Consider the following 20849-nt stretch of genomic DNA (forward strand, 5'->3'; position numbering starts at 1 on the left):
AAAAGCGATACAGTACATTTCGGTGTGATGAGCACTGTCTTCGAAGATGCGCGCCTCGACGCGCCGGCCGCGACCAGACGCGCGGCCGAAAGGAGGTCCCGGCAGGGGGCCCCGCTCTCGATTTCAGGCGTTCTGTACGGGTTCCTGCTTGTCGGCATCTTCTCCGTATCCTGGCAGATCGCGCGGCCGGGAGACCTGAACTTCACGATCTCCGACGGCGCGTTTCTGGTCGTCATCCTGGGTCTGGTGGCCACATCGCGCTTCAACCTGACGCCCATGGAGGGGTTTTCGCCGGCCTGGATCTTTGCATTGATCCTGATGTTGGGGAGCCTGTTCGTCAGCACCGTCGTCAACGGTGAGGTGATGCGATGGCTCGTCGTCGCACTGCAATACAGTTTCGCGTACCTGCTGCTGCCGATGATGTTCGCCAGTTTCGATCAAAAGACGCTGCAGCACTGTGTGGTGTTCTACATCCTCGGCGTCACGTTTTCGCAAGCGTTCGGCAACATCGCCAATATCTTCTTCGACTACGCCGATACCGCGCCAATATTCGGAAACAATTTCATCACCGGCATGGGGCGGCTGGGGGCGTTTTCGGGGAACGCCAACAACAATTGCGCCATGGCCGGCTTCGCGTTGGTACTGCTGCTTTATGCGATCGATCGGGGCCTCATGAACCGGCTGCTCGCGCTAGTGTGCGGCGTGTTCCTGTTGTGGGGTATCATCGCCTCGGCAAGTTTCGGCGGCTTTGTCATATGCCTGAGCGCGGTATCGCTGGTAATGATCATTCGATCGCCGCAATGGGCGATCCTCGCATTGATGACGTTGGTGGGGCTCGGTGCGGCGTATTTCGCCAGCGGTTTCCCCTTACCTGCGCCGTTCGAACAGCGCGTCTATGGAGCACTTGCGGGAGGCGGGCTCCAGGAGGCGGGCACCTTTGCCGGACGCATGGAACTGGCAAAGGAGGCTTGGCGCATGTCCGGCGATACGCTGTTCTTGGGGCTCGGCGTAGACAGCTTCAGGGTCGTCAGCATCCATCAGGCGCCAGTCCACGTCTTTCCTCTGCTGCTGTTGACCGAGGGCGGGTTATCGGGACTGATCGGCTTCCTGGGACTGCTTGCGATACTGTGGTTCCGTGCCTTGACCAACATGTCGGTCGATCCGCGCCGCGGGATCATCTGCGTGGGAGTCCTGCTGATCTTCACGCTATTCACGCTGACCGTTCCGCACATGTACGCGCGGCTGTGGGTCGCTCCGGTATTCCTCGCCATACTGACTTGCACGCGCGTTGAAATTCCGCGCGCTCGGCCACGGCATCGCGACGAGCTTCAGGCAAGCCCGGCGCCAGTCCAGAAATCCGATGACAGCGCGACCTGGGGATCGCCTTCATGAACAAGCGTGTTGCTATGCCCGGCACTTCGGAAAAGTCGGTCTTGCGATCACGTGTGAAAAGCGTGCTCCATCTGCTGACCGGAAATCTCGGCAATGCTCTGGTCATGATCGGAAGCATCGCATTTGCCACACGCGCGCTGGGACCGGAGGCCTTCGGCGTACTCGCACTGACATTGGCCGTCGGGCGCGTGTGCGAAAGGGTTGTGCGTTTTGAATCCTGGCAACCGCTCGTTCGGTACGCCGCTACAGAAGAAGGCGCGTCCGACCCGGAAAGAATGTCGCGCCTGTATCTCTTCGGCCTGCTTCTCGACGCGGTCGGAGCGGCGGTGGCCGCATTGCTAACCGTCCTTGCAGGCTTCATTCTGACATCGTTTTTCGACTTTCCTCCGGAAATGGTTCCGTTGGTGGCGATTTATGCGATCGCGATCGCCTTGAACCTGCGCGGCATGTCATCGGCCGTCCTGCGCATGGCAGGCATGTTCCGGACAATGGCGTATATCGTCTTTCTGGCTGGCTTGCTGCGCCTGCTTCTAGCGGCAATTTTCTATTGGATGGGAAGCGGACTGATGACGTTCGTCTGGGTTTGGACCATTTGCCAAGTGGTCGATGCCCTGATTTACAACTTCATCGGGTTTCGCCAGCTCGCCCAGCAAGGCACTCCATCCCCGTTTCGTGCGCGCATGGGTAATCTGCACAAGGACTTCCCCGGTTTTCTGGGCTTTGCCTTTACCACGAACGCATCGAGCGCTTTGCGCACGATTACCCATGAAGCAGATACGCTGATCGTCGGTGCGCTGACTGACAGCACGGAAGCGGCCGGTTTCTACCACATCGCAAAGCGAATGGCGAAAGTCGCCATGAGCTCTGGCGAGATGATACAGATGGTTGTCTATCCGGATCTTGCACGAATGTGGGCCGGAAAAATCACCGAAAGCTTCCGCCGGACGGTTGTCGGCGTTCAAGGACTGCTTGCTGTGATCCTGGGCGGCGTGATCCTAGTTACAATAGTGGTCGGCAAACCGATTATCGGACTGGCATTCGGGTCTGCGTTTACGCCCGCCTATGCAATCCTGGTCGCCCAGTTGTTCGCGGTGTTTCTCATCATGCATTCGGCCCCATCCCGGTCGGCCTTACTGGCCATGAACCGCCCGCAATATGCACTTGGCGCGTCGGCATGTTCGACGGCTGTGTTCCTTGCCATCGCCATCAATACAATTCCGGCTTACGGTGCGATTGGCGCAAGCTTTGCGCATATCGGGTTCGGTGCAGTCAATGCGATCATGCTGGATGTCGCAATGTGGAGAAGCCTGAGGCGGGCTTCCGCTTCACAGGTTGCGCCGGAAGCCTCCTGAGCTATCGAATATGCCTAGTGCTTCATCCAACGGCCATGCCACATGCTGAAACAGATGCAGTTCCAAAGATGGAAGCCCCAGTTGCGCCGGCCCGAACGATGTTCAGTCCACAGCTTGCTTACCTCATCGCTGTCGAAATAACCTACCTGATCCACCTTGGCAGCGGCCAGATGTTCGTCGGCCAAGTTGCGAAGTGGACCTCGTAGCCATTCGTTGAGAGGCACCCCGAAGCCGCGTTTCGGCCGGTTGATCATGTGTTCCGGCACGCGCCGCGCAAGCAGCTTTCGCAATGCCATTTTCCCGATCTCGCCATTTTGCATCCGCAGGCTTGCAGGCATTCTCCATGCGGTCGAAATGAGCTCATAATCCAATAGCGGCGCGCGAACCTCCAGGCTTGCCGCCATCGACGCGCGATCCACCTTCACCAGAACATCATCCGGCAGGTAACAGATCGCGTCCAGATACATCATCTGTTCCAACTGGCCGAGCCCTGGAGGCAGAGGGCTTGTCGTCAAAGGGCTGGAACTTGCCGCTCCCTCCCCCGTCCATTGCGAGTTGAATTGTTCGTAGCGATGGCGGAAGTCGTGCTGACCGACAACCGCGAGTATTTTCTTCATCCGGTCACCGCTCAGTTCTTCCGCGTGACCTGCGGAGGTGAGCCGCCGGGCCGCTTTGGAACCGGCATCGACGAGCCACAACGGAGCTTTGTCAAACGCCTGCCACGCTGCGTTTGGCAACCGCTTTGCCAGCCGCTCCATCGCAAGCATTCGCGAGTAACGTTTATAGCCGCCGAAGAATTCATCACCACCATCACCGGAAATTGCGACCGTGACCTCGGACCGGATCAGGCGCGAGATCAGCAAGGACGGGATCTGGGAAGGATCGGCAAATGGTTCGTCGAAAATTTCCTGCAGCTCACCAACAGCGCCGAGCGCCGCATCAGGGTCAACAGGCAGTTCGGTGTGATGCGATCCGATATACGCGGCAAGTTCTGCCGCATCGGCTGTCTCGTCGAATTCGCTTTCCGCAAAGCCGACCGTAAAGGTCTTTGCGCGACCACCGAGCTGTTCCTGCATGACGGCGCATACAAGACTGGAATCCACCCCGCCAGAGAGGAAGGCGCCGACGGGGACGTCTGAGACCAAGCGCCTTTCAACCGCCGCGCCCAGTTGATCTTCGAGCGCAGTCAAAGCCTCGGCCTCATCTCCGAACCGAGCTTCCGCCCCTTCTTGCGAAGCGTCGTACATGCTCCAGTACTGGACTGCTTCCTCGTGAATCGCCTCCGGATCAGGCGCCTTCCCATCGATCGAGAAAACGAGATAGCTCGCAGCCGGTAACTTTCCGACATGGCGGTAAATCGACAATGGCGCTGGCACATAACCCAGCCGCATATATTGCGCTGCGGCGCGTGGATCGATTTGCAAATGGCTGAATTTCGGATGGCAGCGGAGTGCCTTCAATTCCGATCCGAAAGCAAGTGTGCTGCCACTGATGCCGATATAAAGCGGCTTCTTTCCCAAGCGATCGCGCGCAAAGGCCAGTTGCCGCTTCTTTCGGTCGTAGACAGCCAACGCGAACATACCGTTGGCCCGCCCGAGCGCCCCCGCAAGACCGAAATGCTCGATCGCCTCGAGTAGAACCTCCGTGTCGGATGTTCCTCGGAAATCCACACCGAGCGCGGTCAGTTCGTTTCGTACGGACTGAAAATTGTAAATTTCGCCATTGAAAACGATGACATGGCGACCGGACGCCGATTCCATCGGCTGCGCACCGGTTTGCGATAGATCTATGATCGCAAGGCGGCGATGCCCCAGTCCAATCCGACCTTCCGCTTCCAGTGCGGAGCCACCGGCGTCCGGTCCACGGTGCGTCAGGGTATCCCTCATGCTGTCGAGCAGGCGGAGAGGATCAGCACATCGCTGACGATCAAAATCCAGAAAGCCAGCAATTCCGCACATACCGCTAGCTTAGGTGCGCGTATCTACGTTGCGAGTGCAAAAATGGGTATTGATAGGGGAGAAATTGGAACAAGCGGTGAGGTGTGCTTCCGCGGCTAAAGCGAGGGCGCCGATCGCAAGAGGCTTGCAGCTTCGCCGATAACCGACGTCCTTTGAATCTCTTCCAGGCAAGCCAAGATTTGCCGGGATTCTGCGGCGTAGTTCACGCTCATCCTGTCGACCTGCTCGATGATCCGTCCTGCATCCGAATCCCTGATGTCGAACACATATTCGTCCTGCTGGAAGTGAGCCGCCAAGTCGATATATTTGCTTGCCCAGCCGAGGATGATGGCCGGTACACCGCTGCGGTAGGCGAACACCACCGAATGATAGCGGGAGGCAACGACGTATTTGAAACGACCGATTATATCGATCAATTCCGGGCTGGAGTATTCCCCACTTATCAGACCTACCTTGTCTCTGTTTTCCGTTTTGCCGAGGACGCTTTCGACCAGTCTGAAGTCGGCAGTGGAGGTGTTGAGAATGAACACCCGCTCGCCTGCAGTGATCAGACGGTCCAGCATGCGCGAATAGAGGTCCAGCACCGCTTCGGGCTTTCCAATCCTGAATACATTTTCGTTGATGATGAAGCCCACGGATCCCGGGGGCGGATAGCTTACTGTCGCGGCGTCGTAAGAACTGAGGATGTCGCGCGCTTGCGGAAATACCTTCTCGCGGATCACCATATCTGCCGACAACTCGACATTGCCAAGCCCGAGAGACCGTAGACACCCGTACCCCTCACGCTCGCGCGCGTAGATGCGCGTGCAGTAGTCCAGTTCCTCCCGAACCTCCTCGAGGAATGCCGCATCATCGTCCTCACCCCAGTCGAAAGGGCCGAAGCTCTGGGGCATCAGGATAATCTGTTTCTTATATTCCCTGGCGATACGGATCGTCTGAAGGAGCAGCCGGCCCCCACCCTTCCCCCAGCCGGATCCCAACGTGTACCCGCTCGCATCGAAGATAGCGTCAGCGTCTCGCAGAGCGCTGTCCATCTCGGTAATCTTACCGGACCACTTTCCAGTCTTCCGCCACATGCCCGCGACCATCGCCAGGACATCCCCTAGCCAAGGCACACGGTTGAGCCGGTATTTGAAAACCAGGCGCGTGAAATCGTCATATGGAAGTAGTTCGAACTGATACTGAGCAGGGTCGTCGTACTTATTGGCAAACCCGACGACCTCACAGCCCGGATAGATGGACTTGAGCCCGTAACAGAGCGACAGGAACATGGCTTGAGAGCCCTTGTTTCGCATCTGAACGCCGGTCACGATGAACTTTTTCATATTGATTGAAGGCCTTCTCAAAATTCCGATCATCCCGAGAGATGAGGGTTCGGGCGTGCTTCCACCGACCGAAGTGGTCTCGTGCCGAGCAACTTCTGCTCGATTTGAGCCAGCTGGCCTCGACACCATCCCGCTCCGTCATAGAATTGCAGAACTGTGGTATTCCGGCGGGCGTGAAGCTGGCACAGCCAGAGCTACCAATCGCTTTGACCGATCACATTTGGGAAAAGCGATTAGTCCTTTATAACCGCCGGCATACGTTGGCGGCCGCCCGAACTCTCACGCCACTTTCGCCTGATCCGGAGAGCTGTACCAATGGCTGAGCGGCTGGCCACTCATCCGTTCCAGAGCTTCAATGGAGGGAGCGTAATAATCGCTCAGGCGCTGTCTGAGTTCGTCGGTGAGCGGTGGGTACTCGATCTCGGTTGCGATGAGGCCTCTCGCCGCCTCGAACGCGGGGGCGCCCCGCAATGGACGAACGATCGGCTTGAGCCAATCCAGCCGCTTGCGCAGGCGCCCCGGTACGAGCGGGGTCGTCTTGTCCTTCACCTTTGATTGCGACTTTACAGCGAGCGGACGTGGCGAAAGCCCAAGATGGGCGCGCACCTGTGTCAGCTGTGCCTTCGGGCTTTTCGAGACGCCTTCGAAAAACAGGATGAGCATCCTCTCACGCCCGAATAAATCGATGAACCGCTCGAGGTGCGAAGCGTATCTTCCGGACTTCAGGATCTGCTCGCTCTCCCCCAGAGCAGGGTTCAGATATTTCTCTATATCGCCCCCGACCTGTCCCCGACGATACAGCATGCAATAGCTGGAGTAAGCCCGTTCTACCGGATGCCGAAGCTGCGCGATCAGTTTCGCTTGCGGGACGTCACGATGAAGTCGGGCAGCGGCCTCCGGGACATAGAGATACGAGTTCGATTTCTCGCCAACAAGCTTGTCCCGCCGTCCTTCAGCGAATTGCGACAGGTACCAGTCTGTTCCGCGAGCATATTCCCTCGAGAAATAATGAAGTTCCGGGTCTGGCATGTAGACCGAGGGATCGGACTGCAGCTGTGTTTGCAGCCATGTCGTCGCCGACTTTGCGGCGCCGATAATGACGAAATCGATGTCCTTTAACTGCATTGCCTTCCCTAACCTTTGCCCATCGCGCTGGCCGCTGGAGGCCAACGCATTCGACGAGACGATGGATGTGCAACTTGAGCTTTCCAACGGAAAGACGGACTGCACCCTTCATATCCCACTGGCGCCGCACCTTCCCAGGAAGATGCGCCATTAACGCTAGTCATGGGCAGAAACCCGATCAAGGCAGGGCAATGGCGATCCTGGCGCATCGACTGACCCGCCTACCCGCGCCGGGCGCAAAAGATATGCTCAGGAGCATCCGCGCCGATCAGCCCATCACTTTCCTAAGCAGTTGAGAAGTAGCATTTTTATACCTCTTCTCAGTGGGCCGAAGCCTTCGATCTTGGTTTGTAGTTTGGCCGCTTGAGGCTTCGAGATCGTCATCTGACCCGTTTGCAGTACCTCTGATGAACCCATGCCATTCATCGTGACCAACGCGATATACCGATGCACCTCTTTCTCAACGAAATGAAGTTGGGCATCGCATCGGCATCAGTGTCGGCACACCGTCTGGCGGACGACCGGCCAATCGCTATCGCTTTGGGAATATAAAAATAGGGCGGATTTGCTTTGATATTTACCGATCCGATATTTTTATTTGTATTCCTGCCGATCGTGTTGGTCGCCTTCTATGCGACAGCGTCGCACTTCGGACGGAATTACGCGCTCGCCTTACTCTTCGTAGCGTCGATAATATTTTACATCCCTCACTCGATGATGTCGGTCATCCTCTTGCTGATCGCACTTGCCGTAAACTTCTCGGTAGCAATGATCATAACGAAGATGGATGATCAGGATAAGAATAGGCGTTCAATATACTTGTTCGGCCAATTTTATAACATAGCCTCCCTCTGCTACTTCAAATACAAGATTGTCACCCTTTTGTTGGGGCCGAAATCCGGTCTCATCGTAGACATTGCAGGCATAGCAATTCCTGCCGGAATATCCTTTTACACATTCCATCAGGCAGCATTCCTGGCCGATGCATATGCCCGCGAGAAGAACGTTACACAGTTCTTGGGAAGACTTGGATCGATCAAGTCAGTATTTTCGGCATTTTGTCGCTACGGCGCTTTTGTGAGCTTCTTCCCCCAGCTGATCATCGGGCCGATCACCTATCTCAGCGAGTTCAATCCGCAAATTCAGTCGAAGCGGTTCTTGAGGCTCAACCCGATCGATCTCGCCGTTGGATTGACCTTCATCTCGATCGGAATGTTCAAGAAGGTAGTTCTGGCTGACAATCTTGCACCGACGGTCGACGTCGTCTTCAGCGCAGCGAATGTAGGTGCGGAAATTCACCCGGTTCAGGCCTGGATCGGTGCACTTGCCTACATGGCCCAGCTCTACTTCGATTTCTCCGGCTATTCGGACATGGCGCTCGGCCTCGCCCGCATGTTCGGATTGCGATACCCGATAAACTTCTTCTCGCCGTTCAAAGCCAACGGGATCATCGATTACTACCGGCGATGGCACATGACCCTTACGCGCGTGATCGCTCGGTTTCTCTACACGCCCCTATCGGTCGCGGGAACGCGCTACAGCATGTTCAACCGGCTTGCGCCCATTCCGGCTCACTTGCTCAGCCTGTGGCTTCCAATGCTCGTCAACTTCCAGATCATTGGCCTGTGGCACGGTGCATTGTGGACCTTTTCCGTTTTCGGACTCATGCACGGATTCTGGTACGCGCTCGAAACCGAAGTTCGGGCGTCGAAATGGTACAAGAGCGTTCGCAAAACCACTTCGCCGCTGGTCATCGGGTTTATCGAAAGGGCGGTCTTCTTCCTGCCACTTTGCCTTAGCCTTGCAATGTTTCGTTCGGAAAGCGTCGCGGGTGGCTTTCATCTGTTCGGGCAAATGTTTGGCACATCGTTCGATGCCCCTTCCGCTTTCAACATGCGCGAACCCGTCGTCACACTCGCCGTGGCGTTTTCCATCATCTATCTTTGCCCAAACAGCGTAGAACTGATGCGCCGATATCGCCCTGCGATCATGACCTACGACAACAAGAGCTATGGGCCGGCCTTTCTTCGCGAACTGTGGCGTCCCGGATGGATACAGGCGGCGGCGATTTCCGGTCTTGTCCTCGCATCGCTCTACTACGTGTCGCGGCAGCCACCATTTCTGTATCAGGGGTTCTGAGCCATGGCCCGGCCAGAACACTTCGCAAGCGTCGCTGAATCGCCGCCTCCGCACTCGACCGGGTTCAGGCTGACCGATACTCGCTGGCGGGCAGCGCGACCGATGATCCTGGCCGCCGCTCTCATTACTTTTCTATATCTACTGCTTGCGAGCGTCGTCATCGCAGTCGATCCACATAATGTTTATCGGTGGGGCGCAAATCCTCGAATTGAGCCTGACGACACACCCAGAGACATGGTCATCGACTGGATCGACGTTGCTACGAAGGACCCGTCGTTCAACACGTTCCTCGTAGGGAGCTCAATCACGGCGATGTATTCGCCGGAATACCTGAAGGCAATTCTCGGGCCTGAGACGCGCGCCGTAAACCTGAGCTATGGCGGCCCCCGCCCCAAAGATCGCGACCTGGTCCTGGATCGGTTAATCGACAACCCAGGCGTACAACACGTCATCCTTACGTTTGACTGGACTTACATGGTGGGGCCCGACGTTGCGAACTCGGGTTTCCCGACATTCCTGTACGACGGGGACATCACCAACGATCTACGGATGGTGAACCTTCCGACAATTCGGAAAACGTTCGAAATCATGAGCGGGAAGCTGACCTACGATAATCCGGACGATGCGGAATATCAGACTTACGTGAAGAACATGTATGTCAAATTCCAGCGGCCGAGCGAGATTGCCAAGCTAGGTCGCATGATTGAGCGCAACCGCAAAGACATCGACGCGAAAAGCGGAAAAGACTGCCACAGCTTTCGGTCTGTGAACGAACAACTCGTCCCCGATGTGCGGTCTCTTTCTGGGAGAGGAGTCAGGGTCGATATCTTGTTCCCGATTGAGTCTTACGCTTTTTATTATGTAAGGCAGAACGACATCAGTCCGACACTTCTCGATGAGCAAATGATTGCGCGGCGCTGTCTGGTAGATGCCGTCAGCGATTTATCTGGCGTCAGGGTCTTTGCATTAGATGGCGACCCCACGGTGGCGGGGGACCTCGCGAACTTTCGCGAAGTTGGCCACGCGTATGACCCAGCGATTTTGCAGCGATTTGTTTCTGCGATGAAAACCGGAAAAGACCGGATAACTAGGGCAAATTTTGCAACCTACGAGCGCGACATCCGCAATGCGGTAAAAGAATATCGCATCGCGAACAGCTTTCCGATCCACGAAAATTAGGCCCAGATCGTCACGAAAAGGTTTCACAGATGTCCGAGCAGAATGTCATTCTCGAAAAAATTACAGCCATTATTCGCGACCTGTTCGACGAGTATGACGGGCCGGTAACGATGGAGACAACTGCAAACGATGTGGCGCAGTGGGATAGCCTGTCGCATGTCCGCCTGATGGTGATGATCGAAATGGAGCTAGGAGTACATTTCAGCACATCGGAGATGCAAAGCTTCAAGAATCTGGGGGATCTGGTCAACGCAGCCGCGAAGCAGGTCGGATGACCTCCGAAAATTTCCCTTGGCGACCTCCTCTTTCTTCTAACTGGGGGGAACGGCTCAAAATTTTCGAGGCTGCGCTCATCGAGGGCCGCGATCTCGACTTTCACGCGGTCAGATCGCTAGCGGGTCAGCGACTTACCACCCGTGAGCAACTGCGGCTTGAACGGTTTGCGAACAAACTGCTCAAGTCGGACATACCTAGCCCGACTTTTGCCCCTGTTTCGATAGGTCTGCTTGGAAATAGGACACTTAGCTATCTACCTGCCCCTTTGGCCGCTGCGGGTCTGGCGCGGGGCCTTGCCATATCGTCAGTCGAGGCGCCCTACGACAGCGTTGCAAGTTACGCTTATTCGCCTTCGGACTGCTTCGGTAAGCCTCTGGATGCTGTGCTCGTTGTACTCGATGAAACCGCCTTCGCGAACAAGCGTCCAATTCTCGACCGCGCCGCAGAGGAGGAAGCTGTCGCAGCCGCTGAAGACCTCTTTTCTGCGCTTGCCGCCGCCACCTTGGAAAAGTCACAATGCCGGCCAATCTTTGCAACCCTTCCAGCCGCACAACAGGTTTCATCGGCTGAACTGGCCACGCCTGGTACCAGCGCGCGCTTCAGACATCTGGTCAACCTCAAGCTTGCCGAAGGGGCGATGCTCGGCAAATGGCTGATATGGGATCAGGCCGCACTGGCCAGCCGCGTAGGAATTGAAAACTGGCTCGATCCGATCCGTTACCATGCAGCCAAGATACCGTTTCGTATCGAAATGTGTCCTTTAGCATCGGACAGCATCGCCGCGGTATTAGCTGCAATGAAAGGCAAGTCCGCGCGAGCGCTTGTCCTTGATCTTGATAACACCCTGTGGGGCGGAGTGATCGGCGATGATGGGCTGGCAGGCATTAGGCTTGGCCAGAATTCGCCTGAGGGAGAGGCATTCGTCGCCTTTCAGAACTTCATTTTGTCCTTACGCGATCGTGGTGTGGTTTTGGCTGTTTGTTCGAAAAATACTGACGAAATTGCGCGCGAGCCTTTTCGAAATCATTCGGAAATGGTCCTCAAAGAGAGTCACATTGCGGTCTTCCAAGCCAACTGGAACGACAAAGCTACCAATATCCGGTCGATTGCCGAGACCCTCGGTCTGGGCCTTGAGTCGCTGGTCTTCGTTGACGACAATCCTGCCGAACGCGAGCGAGTGAGACAGGAATTGCCGATGGTATCGACCATTGAGGTCGGCGAAGATCCTTCCTTCTTTATCGAGAGGATTTCGCAGTCGGGACTGTTCGACCACCTGCCGCTGAACACGGAAGATATTTCGCGGGCCGAAAGTTATGGGGGCCGAGCGGCAGCAGCCGAAGTGCGCGCAAAAATCGGAAACTACAGCGACTATCTGTCGTCGCTTGAAATGCGCATGACGATCAAGCCCTTCGACGGTGCCGGGCGCAGTCGCGTCACCCAGTTGATCAATAAATCCAACCAGTTCAACCTGACGACCAAACGATATGGCGAACAGGATGTTCAAAGAATAGAAGAGGATCCGGATCAGCTTGCATGGCAGGTTCGCCTGGAGGACAAGTTCGCGCAGCATGGCATGATCGGTGTGATCATCGTGCGCAAAGATGGTGCGGCTTGGACGATCGACACTTGGCTGCAATCGTGCCGGGTCCTTGAACGCGGTGTCGAGCAAACCGTCATGGATGCGCTCTTCGACACGGCAAGGCGGGCCGGCGCATCAACAGTACATGCGCGATATGTTCCCACAGATCGAAACGGAATGGTTTCGCAGTTCTTCCCCGCCTTCGGTTTCGATATTGTCGAACGCTGCGATGACGGTTCGATCACCTATTCTCAAGAGGTCGACCAGTATGCGCCGCATACGACATTCATCGACGTGAGCATCGCCGACTGACCTGCGAAGGGGGACGCTTTGCTTCGTATGCACGGAAACGCTTAGTGCCTCCGAATTGCGTTCAAAAACCTACAGCTATGATGACCCTTAGCTCTGGTTTCCTGATCCGCTCGCCGTGTGCTCGGAAATGCCACGTTTCGTGGTCAGATAGGTTGCAAAGCTTCCCAGCCAGTGGCTGCCTTCGTAATTCTCCGCACTAATTGCGGCGATGCCAACCTCACGATGCCGATCGGCAGAAGCCTGGAGTGCGGCGCGCCGCGGGTCTTCTGGAGGCAGAGCCGACAGGATCCCTTCCATCGCCCAAGCGCGCGACAGGTTGACACCATCAAGATGGACGAGTTTGCCGTCGGTAGGATCACGCACAATGCCGGGTTCCAGCCAATCCGCCGAACCATCCGTGGGTATGTCTGGCAAAAATCCGCTGAGCCACTCGGCGAAGCGGTCGGATGGCATGACCCTGCGCATCAGATCTGCTTCCATCAAACAGGGAGAAAGAAAATCCTCGCCAGAAGGTTCATATCCGATCGGGCAATCGCGATCCCCTTCGTGGAATTCCAGCGATTTCGCGACCAGCAACGGCTCCAGTTCAATACTGCCGACCTGACGGGCGTAATCGAGCATCAGGCCGAACGCGAACGCACTTTGATTGTGAGTCCCGACACGAATGGGATAAGCGAGATTGGGAAGCCAATTCATCATGTTGGCTACGATCGAATTTTCGAGTGGCCGAAGATTCTCCCGCCACCTCTTCATCTGAGGATCGTCGCTCTCGTCCAGCTCGGCCACCAATTGCAGAAACCACGCCACGCCATATGGCCGCTCGAACGACGCGCGATCGCCATTGGTATAATACGTTAGCTCACCGGCGATGTTCTCTTCGGTCAAGCTGCGATCGAGTGCGGCAAGGATCGCTTCGCGCATGGGCGTGTCCGGGTCAGTGCGCGCTAATCTGGCGAGCAGCCAATGCCCATGCACCGAACTATGCCAATCGAAACATCCGTAGAATGCCGGCGTGAGTTGGCTAGGTGGAAGCGCGTCGGCGTCGCTTTCCAGAACGTGCGAGATCTTGTTGGGGTATTCGCGATGGACGCAATCAAGTGCAAGCAAGGCAAATCGATCAGTCTGGCTGTCTGCGCGAGGCGCTGGAAATTTCCTTGCCTCGGTCGCATCATCAGCCTCAGGTGAGCAAGCCACTAACAACAAACCCAATAGCGAACCAATTGCAATTCTACGCATACAACTGCGTATCCGCTTTCCTAGCCTTCGCCAAGCGTCCCAAGAACATTCGATTTGGATAAATGGTAGCGGAGGAGGGATCCACCAATCTCGCTTAAGCAGCTGTTAAAAAGTAATTTCTCTATCAGATTCGCCAAAAATACCCCCTGTGATACCCCCAGGTTGGGACCTTTGCGATGAGCGGAAATTCGATCGCGGCAAACCGTTCACTTACCCCGAGTAGTTGGCATTCACTTCGCAACTTGGCGTATGTCGCAGACAGCAAAGCGCCCACTCACGACACCTGAGATCCAATCCAGATCACTCTGCCGACGACATTGATCGCCTTTCGCTGAACACCGTTCCAGCTTGGATAAAGGACGGCCGCGTAATCGAGCGTGACGGTGTGGCGACTTCGGTACTGACGCATGAGGGCGGCGAATGGAAAATCGCGCAGCATCACTCCTCGTCCCGCGCACCGCGCACTAGGTGATCGGGACAAGCACCGATCGCCGATCGCCGATCGGCGATCGGCGATTGCACCATTTGAAGGGTGACTGTTTGTAATCGCAACGAATGCGGCTTGTCCCCGCTTGGACACAACCAAACCGCCGTCCTTTGGCATTCCGATTGTGAAATGTCGCCGAACCGATCCCGTGGCGGCGGCACAGATTCGCCTTCATTTCCCGGCTTCCTAATCCTTCAAAACCGCAATGATCTGCTCCGCGCTGAGCTTGCTCCACGTCAGATAATTCCGACTCCTGCAAGGTCCGAGCTCTGCTCATAACTGGATGAATTGCGCGGGTTCAGATCACTAGCCAGCGGTCGGTTCAAGCATGCCAAGCCATGCGACCAGAATGAGGATTGTCACTGCGAATCCGATTTCTAGGAATAGACTGATCCGAAGTGCCGATATCGCGTTTGGACTTGCTCCTTGAGCAATCGCACGACCGAGGTCAGGTGTCAGGCGCCAACGGTTCTTAGCAGCAAGCAGCAACATGGCACCGAAGAATGCGACCTTCAAAAGCAAAAGGAAGCCATATGTCGATTCGGTAAGCCGAGATGCGTTCTGTATGCCGACCAGAATCTGGCCGTTTAGAAGCCCAGTCGCGACAACGATCGAAACGCAGATCGTGCCGACGCGCGAAAATTTCTCAAGCGCTCGGTGCGCGATTGACAAGCGGTGGTCAGACCATCGGCTGGGAGATGGCGATAGAAGCAGAAGGAAAGCCAATATGCTGCCAATCCAGATGGCTGCCGCGAGCATGTGCAATATGTCGCTGATCTTGTGCAAAAGGCTCAAAGGCCCATCGGTCGCTCCTGCATGTCCGGTCCAAACAAGCGTTCCAAGTGCAACACCACCAGCTATTGTTGCGACAAGCAGGCGCTTTGTACCAGTCGGAAGGAACAAAGTCGCAGCGACCGCTGCCAAAAGTGCCGCCATCCGAAGGGCCCAAGCCGATCCGATCGGCGTTTCAAGCAGGATCGACCGGACTACTTCCAGATCAGGGCTTGTCAGGGTGGTGCCGGCCATGTTCGCGACCAGTGCCAAAAAGGCTAACGCGGAAAGGGCGATGGACGTTGTCGCCATGATCGACAGCAGCCCATTAACGTCCAGAATGGTGCGATCGTCTCTTTCAGTCTTGCTCAGTGAATAGAGAGGAAATGCGGCCAGACCTACAAGCAGCATCAGGCTCAGATACAATCCGAGCCTGATCGCCACCATTCCCCAATCGGCTTCCATTGCCTACTTCACAGTGAAGCTGAACTCGCTGCCCATCCGGTGCGTGTCGGTGCCTGCAGCTGACCAAGAAACCTGATACGTCCCTGAAGACAAAGGCCTTTTTGGCAACAAGATCATCGATTTTCCATCCTTGCCCATTTTGTATGTATGATTGATCTTCATCGGCGGATGATCTTTCATGCCCGGCATTCCGGTCATCACGATTTCGGTTTTCACCGTTGCCGCGATCAACTTCTCGTTGAATTTGAGTTCTACCTTGCCCGGTTTTGCCACAGTCGCGCCGGCAGTCGGAGTGGTGGATATCAGCTTTGCATGAGCAAGTGCCGCTGCCGGGAGTGAAACCAGCAAAGCAGCGGCGAGGGACACATAGATTGGGCGCATCTTCTTTCTCCTGTAACGGGTTACTCAAGACCAGATACGCACGATCGGATATCATCCCTCATCCAATTGAGTAGGCGGCGAGGCGGGAATACCCTTGGCGGCCGCAACCCGCTTGCGCAACGTGCACCGAAAACCGCTCAAGCACGTGCATCGCACCGATGTCGCCGACCAGCGCCCAGGAAACCAAGCGAGATATAATAAAAAGTTATTACCTTCTCGTATATACAGATAGCCTGTGATTATTCCTAGTCACTCCAGACCCACTCGATTACCTCATGACACAGGTTGCGAGGGAATTTCTGGGGAGGTCGGAAAATGGCAATGCAGGGCAAGGTGCGGCTTCGTTGTGGTGTCGCCTTGATAGCGGTTGGTAGTATGGCCATCGCTATGCCGCTTTCGGCGCAGCAAACCGATGACGACGAGCAAACCGTTGAAGCGACGGGTGAAATCGTTGTTACGGGCACACGCCGCAACGATCTGAAGGCGGCCGACGCAGCGCTGCCGATCGATATTATCACGGGCGATGAGCTGGTTAGGAAAGGCTCATCGGACATGAACGATCTGCTGCGCTCCGAAGTGCCCGCACTCAATATTCAAAGGCTCGTCAGCAACGACGGCGCAGTGTTCACTCGCCCATTTTCGCTCCGCGGCCTGCCGCCTGACCAGACGTTGGTCCTCGTCAACGGCAAGCGACGCCACAGAGGCGCAACAGTGCAGTTTACCAACGTCCCCTACATCAGAGGCTCTCAGGGCCCCGACCTTGCGGCGATCCCCTCGATCGCGGTCGGCCAACTCGAGGTGCTCCGCGATGGCGCTTCGGCCCTTTACGGTTCCGATGCGATCGCGGGTGTGATGAATTTCGGGCTCAGGCGAGACCGGGAGGGTGGCCTACTCATTGCCCGTTACGGACAGTACTACCAAGGCGATGGCGAGGATTTCCTGGTTCAGGGGAACATCGGCCTTCCCTTCACGGACGCTGGTTTCATCAATATCAGCGGCGAATATGTCAACAGCGCCACGACGTCGCGCGGCAGCCAGCGTCCTGACGCGCAGGCGCTGATCGATACAGGTGTCCAAGGGGTTCCTGTTCCTGCGCAGCGCTGGGGCAATCCGGAGAGCGAGGCCGCCCGAATCTTCGTGAACTCGGGCATCGAGCTCTCAGACACGATGGAATTCTATGCGTTCGGCAATTACAGCTGGAGCAAAGGCACCACTGCCTTTTTCTACCGGAATCCCAACACGACTTTTATTGCCACCTCGATCCCCACGACGAACAATCCGGGAGGGCCGAGGTTCAGCTTCCGCCAACTGTATCCAGGGGGCTTCACGCCGGACTTTGGCGCGACAATCACCGATACCGCCTTGGCATCCGGCATCCGCGGTGAGTTCAGTTCGGGGCTGACATACGATCTAAGCGCCTCTTATGGGCAAAACCACGCCTCTTACCGCATCGACAATACTGTGAACCCGTCACTCGGGCTTTCATCGCCGACTTCATTCAAGCCTGGGCAACTCGAGCAGCGAGAGCTTTCGTTCAACCTCGACCTTACCAATCCGATCGACATCGGTACGGCAGATCCTCTTACGCTGGCGGGGGGATTGGAATATCGCAAGGAAACCTACGAAATCACCGTGGGCGACATCGCATCATGGCAGGTTGGTCCATATGCGTCGCTCATTGATCCGGATACCGGAAATCGCATCGGCTTGCCGGTCGGATCGAACGGGTTTCCCGGTTTCAGTCCAATCCAAGCCGGCGAGTTCGCCCGCGACAACTGGGCCGCTTACACCTCGATCGAAGGCAATCTGACCGACGCCCTCCAGATCGGACTTGCAGGCCGTTACGAGAATTATTCCGACTTCGGCTCGAAGTTTACCTGGAAAGCCAGCAGCAGGTACGATTTTTCCGATGCGTTCGGCATTCGGGGTTCGGTGAATACTGGCTTCAGGGCACCCACACCCGGTCAATCGAATGCGTCGCAGGTTCAGACAAATATCGATTCAGTAACTGGTGCGCCGCTGACATCGGGGATCGTCTCGCCCAATAATCCGGTCGCTCAATTCTTCGGTGCTACGCCCCTTAAGCCAGAGACATCGATGAATTACTCCGCAGGGATCGTCATTAAGCCGACTAACCGGATCACTCTGACAGTCGATTATTTCAATATCAAAGTCGAAGACCGGATCGCCGTATCGGGGAATTTCAACCTCAACGCCGCGCAGCGCGCGCAACTTGCGGCTCTCGGAATCCCAGGCGGCGATTCCTTCCAGCAAATCAGCTTCTTCACCAACTCCTTCGACAGTCGAACCCAGGGTATCGACGCCGTGTTGACGGTTGGGTTCGACCTCGGCGAAGGGAAGGCCACTCTCGGTCTTAACGGCAACTACACATCGACCAAAGTCATTCGCGCCTCTCCCGTTATCAGCGCCGATCGTGAAAGATTCCTCGAGCTGGAAGGCTTCGTCCCTCAATGGAAGGGGAACGCTTCGTTCGATTATCAAGGCGGACGGTTCGGTTTCCTTGCTCGAGCCAACTATTACGGCGAATGGACCGATTACGGTGCCAATCTAGCAGCTGATCAGACTGGGGGTGCCGAGCTTCTTGTCGATTTGGAGGCATCGTACAAGATCAATGAAATGTTCAAAATCGCGATCGGCGCGGAGAATGTGTTCGACAACTATCCCGATCTCGAAGCACGCCAATCCCAGATCAACAATGGGATCCGCTACATGCGCTTCGCGCCGATCGGGTTCAATGGCGGGTTCTGGTATCTTCGCGCAACGGTCAACTTCTAGGGTAGTGAGCGGCGGCGATACCTATCGCCGCCGCTACAGGATCGTTGTGCCATCAAATCCCAAACATTCTGTCGCGATGCCTCTCAAGCATTTCGATGAAAGCCAGAGCGACCTGCGAAACGGGTCGCAATCGCGGGGTGAACATCATGTATTCGAAAAACACTTCCGGCTCGAAAGGTCTGACAACGAGTCCACGATCAGCGTAGTCAGCGCCCGTGACGGGATTGAGGATCGAACATCCAAGACCCTCCATGACGAGCGCAGAGATCGTCATCGCATATTGGGTCTCAATAATCAATTCTCGGTCGATCCTTGCGTCCTCGAAAATCCTGTCGATTCGGTGCCGCGCTCCGTCTTCGAGCGCGAGGGAGATGAAGGCTTCGCCCGCGAGATCGGCGGGAACGATAACTTTCTTGCTCGCCAACCGGTGTCCTGGAGGCAGAACGCAAGCCCCGGCGCAGCGCATAAATCGCTCCATCTGAATGCCGGGAAGCTCCCGCGCAGGCGTTGCGAGCCCGATATCGAATTGTTGATTGGCCATCCACTGCCTGACCGTGGAAGAGCTTCTGGTCTGCAATTGCACGGTTACGCCGGGGTGCTGCTTGCGGAATTCCGCGATAACCTTCGGCAGGAAGCTGACCGCGAGCGCAGGCAGCGCCGCAATCCGCAATGTTCCCGTCGCGAGATTACGGATGTCTTCTGCCACCCGCTTCAAAGCGGCGATACCGGAAAAACTGCGCTCGACTTCATGATAGAAAGCATCGGCTTCGGGAGTGATCGTGAGGTTGCTGCCGCGAGTGCGAATAAAGAGTCGAAACCCAAGTTGGTGCTCGAGATCCGCGAGCAACTTGCTCACCGCCGGCTGGGACACATGCAGCGATTGCGCGGCTTGCGTCACCGAGCCCGAAAGCATTACCGCCCTGAAAGCTTCCAACTGACGAAGGTTCATCGACTGGCTCCGGTTATAAGTATCTCAAATTGCCCTAGCCTGTTATGTGCGAATTATGAATAGCTTCGCGATGTTTCGAGCCTCCGCGGTATCGTGTTGCGCCGCGCTTGTCATAAGTCTTACGGCTTGCACAAGCGGTCCGACCAGTGGCGAAGAAAGCTCGGCTTTCAGTGGCTCGACGCTGGCAAAGGTCAAGGCGCGCGGAACCTTGAATTGTGCCATCCATACCGGACAGCTCGGAATGTCTTATCTCGACAAACGTGGTCGGTGGCAGGGTTTCTTCGTCGATTATTGCCGGGCGCTTGCGGCGGCCGTTTTGGGCGATGCCAACAAGGTCAAGTTCATGCCGGTCGCCTCAAACAAACGTTTCACCATTGTTCAGACGGGTGAAGCGGACGTGCTGTCGCGCACCACGACCTGGACGCTGACGAGAGATACCGAACTCGGCGTCAACTTTGTCGGGATCATGTACTACGATGGCCAAAGTTTTCTGGTGCCGAAAAGCTCGGGTGTCGCAAAAGCGAATGATCTCGATGGGGCATCGATCTGTATAACCAAGGGCACGACTTCGGAATTGAACACGGCCGACTACTTCCAACGCAACGGGATCCGTTTCAAGTCGATAGTGTTCGAGAATCCCGAAGAGGCGAAGCTGGCATTCTTTGCGGGGCGTTGCGACGCGATGACCACCGATGCCTTCACGCTCACAGTCATTCGGCTCGCCGACACAGAGAACCCAGACGACTACGTCGTATTGAATGAGCGCCTGACGAAAGAGCCCGTCGGACCTGTCGTGCGCAGCGACGACGAGCAGTGGTTCGAGATCAACAAATGGGTGTTGAACGCCTTAATCGCCGCCGAGGAAATGGGCGTTTCTCAAGCCAATGCCGCTAAAATGCGAGCCAATTCACCCGATCCCGAAACTCGTAGAATGCTTGGCGGACTTCCGGGCTTTGGCAAATCGCTCGGGCTTGACGACGACTGGGCTTTCAGGGCGATCCGGGCCACCGGAAATTATGAGGAGATTTTCACTCGCCACATCACTCCTCTTGGCGTCGACCGTGGCCAGAACAAGCTCTACAAGGACGGCGGATTGATATATCCGCTGCCCATGAGATGAATGGCGT

Annotated in this window: 16 protein-coding genes; 9 read left to right on the forward strand and 7 right to left on the reverse strand. The window is 56.2% G+C overall.

Annotated elements, in window-relative coordinates; translation table 11 throughout:
- Nucleotides 1-27 precede the first annotated feature (27 nt).
- Together KYK83_RS14020 and KYK83_RS14025 are read left to right on the forward strand one after the other, a co-directional pair.
- The gene (locus KYK83_RS14020; protein ID WP_222828723.1) at nucleotides 28-1392 is read left to right on the forward strand and encodes an O-antigen ligase family protein; all 1365 of its coding nucleotides are present in this window, start codon (nucleotides 28-30) and stop codon (nucleotides 1390-1392) included.
- The gene (locus KYK83_RS14025) at nucleotides 1389-2744 is read left to right on the forward strand and encodes a lipopolysaccharide biosynthesis protein (RefSeq protein ID WP_222828724.1); all 1356 of its coding nucleotides are present in this window, start codon (nucleotides 1389-1391) and stop codon (nucleotides 2742-2744) included. Before KYK83_RS14020 ends, KYK83_RS14025 begins: the two co-directional genes overlap by 4 nt.
- A gap of 14 nt (nucleotides 2745-2758) precedes the next feature.
- Here KYK83_RS14025 and asnB read toward each other — a convergent pair whose 3' ends face one another.
- From asnB to KYK83_RS14040, 3 genes are all read right to left on the reverse strand, one after another.
- On the reverse strand, nucleotides 2759-4702 hold the full coding sequence (asnB, locus tag KYK83_RS14030; protein WP_222828725.1) for an asparagine synthase (glutamine-hydrolyzing): 1944 nt from the start codon (nucleotides 4700-4702) through the stop codon (nucleotides 2759-2761).
- Nucleotides 4703-4797: 95 nt separating this feature from the next.
- On the reverse strand, nucleotides 4798-6027 hold the full coding sequence (locus KYK83_RS14035) for a polysaccharide pyruvyl transferase family protein (RefSeq protein WP_222828726.1): 1230 nt from the start codon (nucleotides 6025-6027) through the stop codon (nucleotides 4798-4800).
- A gap of 279 nt (nucleotides 6028-6306) precedes the next feature.
- Nucleotides 6307-7152 (reverse strand): sulfotransferase family protein, encoded by an 846-nt coding sequence (locus KYK83_RS14040; protein ID WP_103023574.1) that lies wholly within the window; start codon nucleotides 7150-7152, stop codon nucleotides 6307-6309.
- A gap of 615 nt (nucleotides 7153-7767) precedes the next feature.
- Between KYK83_RS14040 and KYK83_RS14045 the strand changes: the two genes are divergently transcribed.
- The 4 genes from KYK83_RS14045 to KYK83_RS14060 are packed head-to-tail and all read left to right on the forward strand — an operon-like array spanning nucleotide 7768 to nucleotide 12637.
- Nucleotides 7768-9291: an MBOAT family O-acyltransferase gene (locus tag KYK83_RS14045; protein WP_346729472.1), complete on the forward strand. Its 1524-nt coding sequence runs from the start codon at nucleotides 7768-7770 to the stop codon at nucleotides 9289-9291.
- Between the two features lie 3 nt (nucleotides 9292-9294).
- Nucleotides 9295-10470 (forward strand): hypothetical protein, encoded by a 1176-nt coding sequence (locus tag KYK83_RS14050; protein WP_222828728.1) that lies wholly within the window; start codon nucleotides 9295-9297, stop codon nucleotides 10468-10470.
- Between the two features lie 29 nt (nucleotides 10471-10499).
- Entirely contained in the window at nucleotides 10500-10745 is a 246-nt protein-coding gene (locus KYK83_RS14055; RefSeq protein WP_234036339.1) for an acyl carrier protein, read from the forward strand.
- The gene (locus KYK83_RS14060) at nucleotides 10742-12637 is read left to right on the forward strand and encodes an HAD-IIIC family phosphatase (protein WP_222828729.1); all 1896 of its coding nucleotides are present in this window, start codon (nucleotides 10742-10744) and stop codon (nucleotides 12635-12637) included. The genes KYK83_RS14055 and KYK83_RS14060 overlap by 4 nt, the downstream gene beginning before the upstream one ends.
- A gap of 87 nt (nucleotides 12638-12724) precedes the next feature.
- On the opposite strand, the gene KYK83_RS14065 is transcribed toward KYK83_RS14060, so the two are convergent.
- The gene (locus tag KYK83_RS14065) at nucleotides 12725-13873 is read right to left on the reverse strand and encodes a DUF2891 domain-containing protein (protein ID WP_222828730.1); all 1149 of its coding nucleotides are present in this window, start codon (nucleotides 13871-13873) and stop codon (nucleotides 12725-12727) included.
- Between the two features lie 385 nt (nucleotides 13874-14258).
- Here KYK83_RS14065 and KYK83_RS17545 point away from each other — a divergent pair, with 385 nt between their 5' ends.
- On the forward strand, nucleotides 14259-14345 hold the full coding sequence (locus KYK83_RS17545; protein ID WP_301643103.1) for a nuclear transport factor 2 family protein: 87 nt from the start codon (nucleotides 14259-14261) through the stop codon (nucleotides 14343-14345).
- 321 nt (nucleotides 14346-14666) lie between these two features.
- Here KYK83_RS17545 and copD read toward each other — a convergent pair whose 3' ends face one another.
- Together copD and copC are read right to left on the reverse strand one after the other, a co-directional pair.
- Nucleotides 14667-15596, reverse strand: a complete 930-nt coding sequence (gene copD / locus KYK83_RS14075) for a copper homeostasis membrane protein CopD (RefSeq protein WP_222828731.1) — start codon at nucleotides 15594-15596, stop codon at nucleotides 14667-14669.
- A 3-nt stretch (nucleotides 15597-15599) separates the two neighbouring features.
- Nucleotides 15600-15977: a copper homeostasis periplasmic binding protein CopC gene (gene copC, locus KYK83_RS14080; RefSeq protein ID WP_222828732.1), complete on the reverse strand. Its 378-nt coding sequence runs from the start codon at nucleotides 15975-15977 to the stop codon at nucleotides 15600-15602.
- 375 nt (nucleotides 15978-16352) lie between these two features.
- Between copC and KYK83_RS14085 the strand changes: the two genes are divergently transcribed.
- A complete protein-coding gene (locus tag KYK83_RS14085) occupies nucleotides 16353-18773 on the forward strand; it encodes a TonB-dependent receptor plug domain-containing protein (RefSeq protein WP_222828733.1) in 2421 nt (806 codons plus the stop codon).
- A gap of 52 nt (nucleotides 18774-18825) precedes the next feature.
- Here the strand turns inward: KYK83_RS14085 and KYK83_RS14090 are convergent, their stop codons facing one another.
- Complete coding sequence (locus KYK83_RS14090) at nucleotides 18826-19722, reverse strand: LysR family transcriptional regulator (protein ID WP_222828734.1); 897 nt, start codon at nucleotides 19720-19722, stop codon at nucleotides 18826-18828.
- 70 nt (nucleotides 19723-19792) lie between these two features.
- On the opposite strand from KYK83_RS14090, the gene KYK83_RS14095 reads away from it, so the two are divergent.
- On the forward strand, nucleotides 19793-20842 hold the full coding sequence (locus KYK83_RS14095; RefSeq protein ID WP_283249965.1) for an amino acid ABC transporter substrate-binding protein: 1050 nt from the start codon (nucleotides 19793-19795) through the stop codon (nucleotides 20840-20842).
- The last annotated feature ends 7 nt before the right edge of the window (nucleotides 20843-20849 follow it).

Origin of the sequence: Qipengyuania pacifica (assembly GCF_019857205.1) — a bacterium.
Classification (GTDB): Bacteria; Pseudomonadota; Alphaproteobacteria; order Sphingomonadales; family Sphingomonadaceae; genus Qipengyuania; species Qipengyuania pacifica.

Bases quoted from the DNA above. Each gene is read 5' to 3' on its own strand.
- KYK83_RS14020 (WP_222828723.1), top strand. From the start codon at position 28: ATGAGCACTGTCTTCGAAGATGCGCGCCTCGACGCGCCGGCCGCGACC.
- KYK83_RS14025 (WP_222828724.1), top strand. From the start codon at position 1,389: ATGAACAAGCGTGTTGCTATGCCCGGCACTTCGGAAAAGTCGGTCTTG.
- asnB (WP_222828725.1), bottom strand. From the start codon at position 4,702: ATGTGCGGAATTGCTGGCTTTCTGGATTTTGATCGTCAGCGATGTGCT.
- KYK83_RS14035 (WP_222828726.1), bottom strand. From the start codon at position 6,027: ATGAAAAAGTTCATCGTGACCGGCGTTCAGATGCGAAACAAGGGCTCT.
- KYK83_RS14040 (WP_103023574.1), bottom strand. From the start codon at position 7,152: ATGCAGTTAAAGGACATCGATTTCGTCATTATCGGCGCCGCAAAGTCG.
- KYK83_RS14050 (WP_222828728.1), top strand. From the start codon at position 9,295: ATGGCCCGGCCAGAACACTTCGCAAGCGTCGCTGAATCGCCGCCTCCG.
- KYK83_RS14055 (WP_234036339.1), top strand. From the start codon at position 10,500: ATGTCCGAGCAGAATGTCATTCTCGAAAAAATTACAGCCATTATTCGC.
- KYK83_RS14060 (WP_222828729.1), top strand. From the start codon at position 10,742: ATGACCTCCGAAAATTTCCCTTGGCGACCTCCTCTTTCTTCTAACTGG.
- KYK83_RS14065 (WP_222828730.1), bottom strand. From the start codon at position 13,873: ATGCGTAGAATTGCAATTGGTTCGCTATTGGGTTTGTTGTTAGTGGCT.
- copD (WP_222828731.1), bottom strand. From the start codon at position 15,596: ATGGAAGCCGATTGGGGAATGGTGGCGATCAGGCTCGGATTGTATCTG.
- copC (WP_222828732.1), bottom strand. From the start codon at position 15,977: ATGCGCCCAATCTATGTGTCCCTCGCCGCTGCTTTGCTGGTTTCACTC.
- KYK83_RS14085 (WP_222828733.1), top strand. From the start codon at position 16,353: ATGGCCATCGCTATGCCGCTTTCGGCGCAGCAAACCGATGACGACGAG.
- KYK83_RS14090 (WP_222828734.1), bottom strand. From the start codon at position 19,722: ATGAACCTTCGTCAGTTGGAAGCTTTCAGGGCGGTAATGCTTTCGGGC.
- KYK83_RS14095 (WP_283249965.1), top strand. From the start codon at position 19,793: ATGTTTCGAGCCTCCGCGGTATCGTGTTGCGCCGCGCTTGTCATAAGT.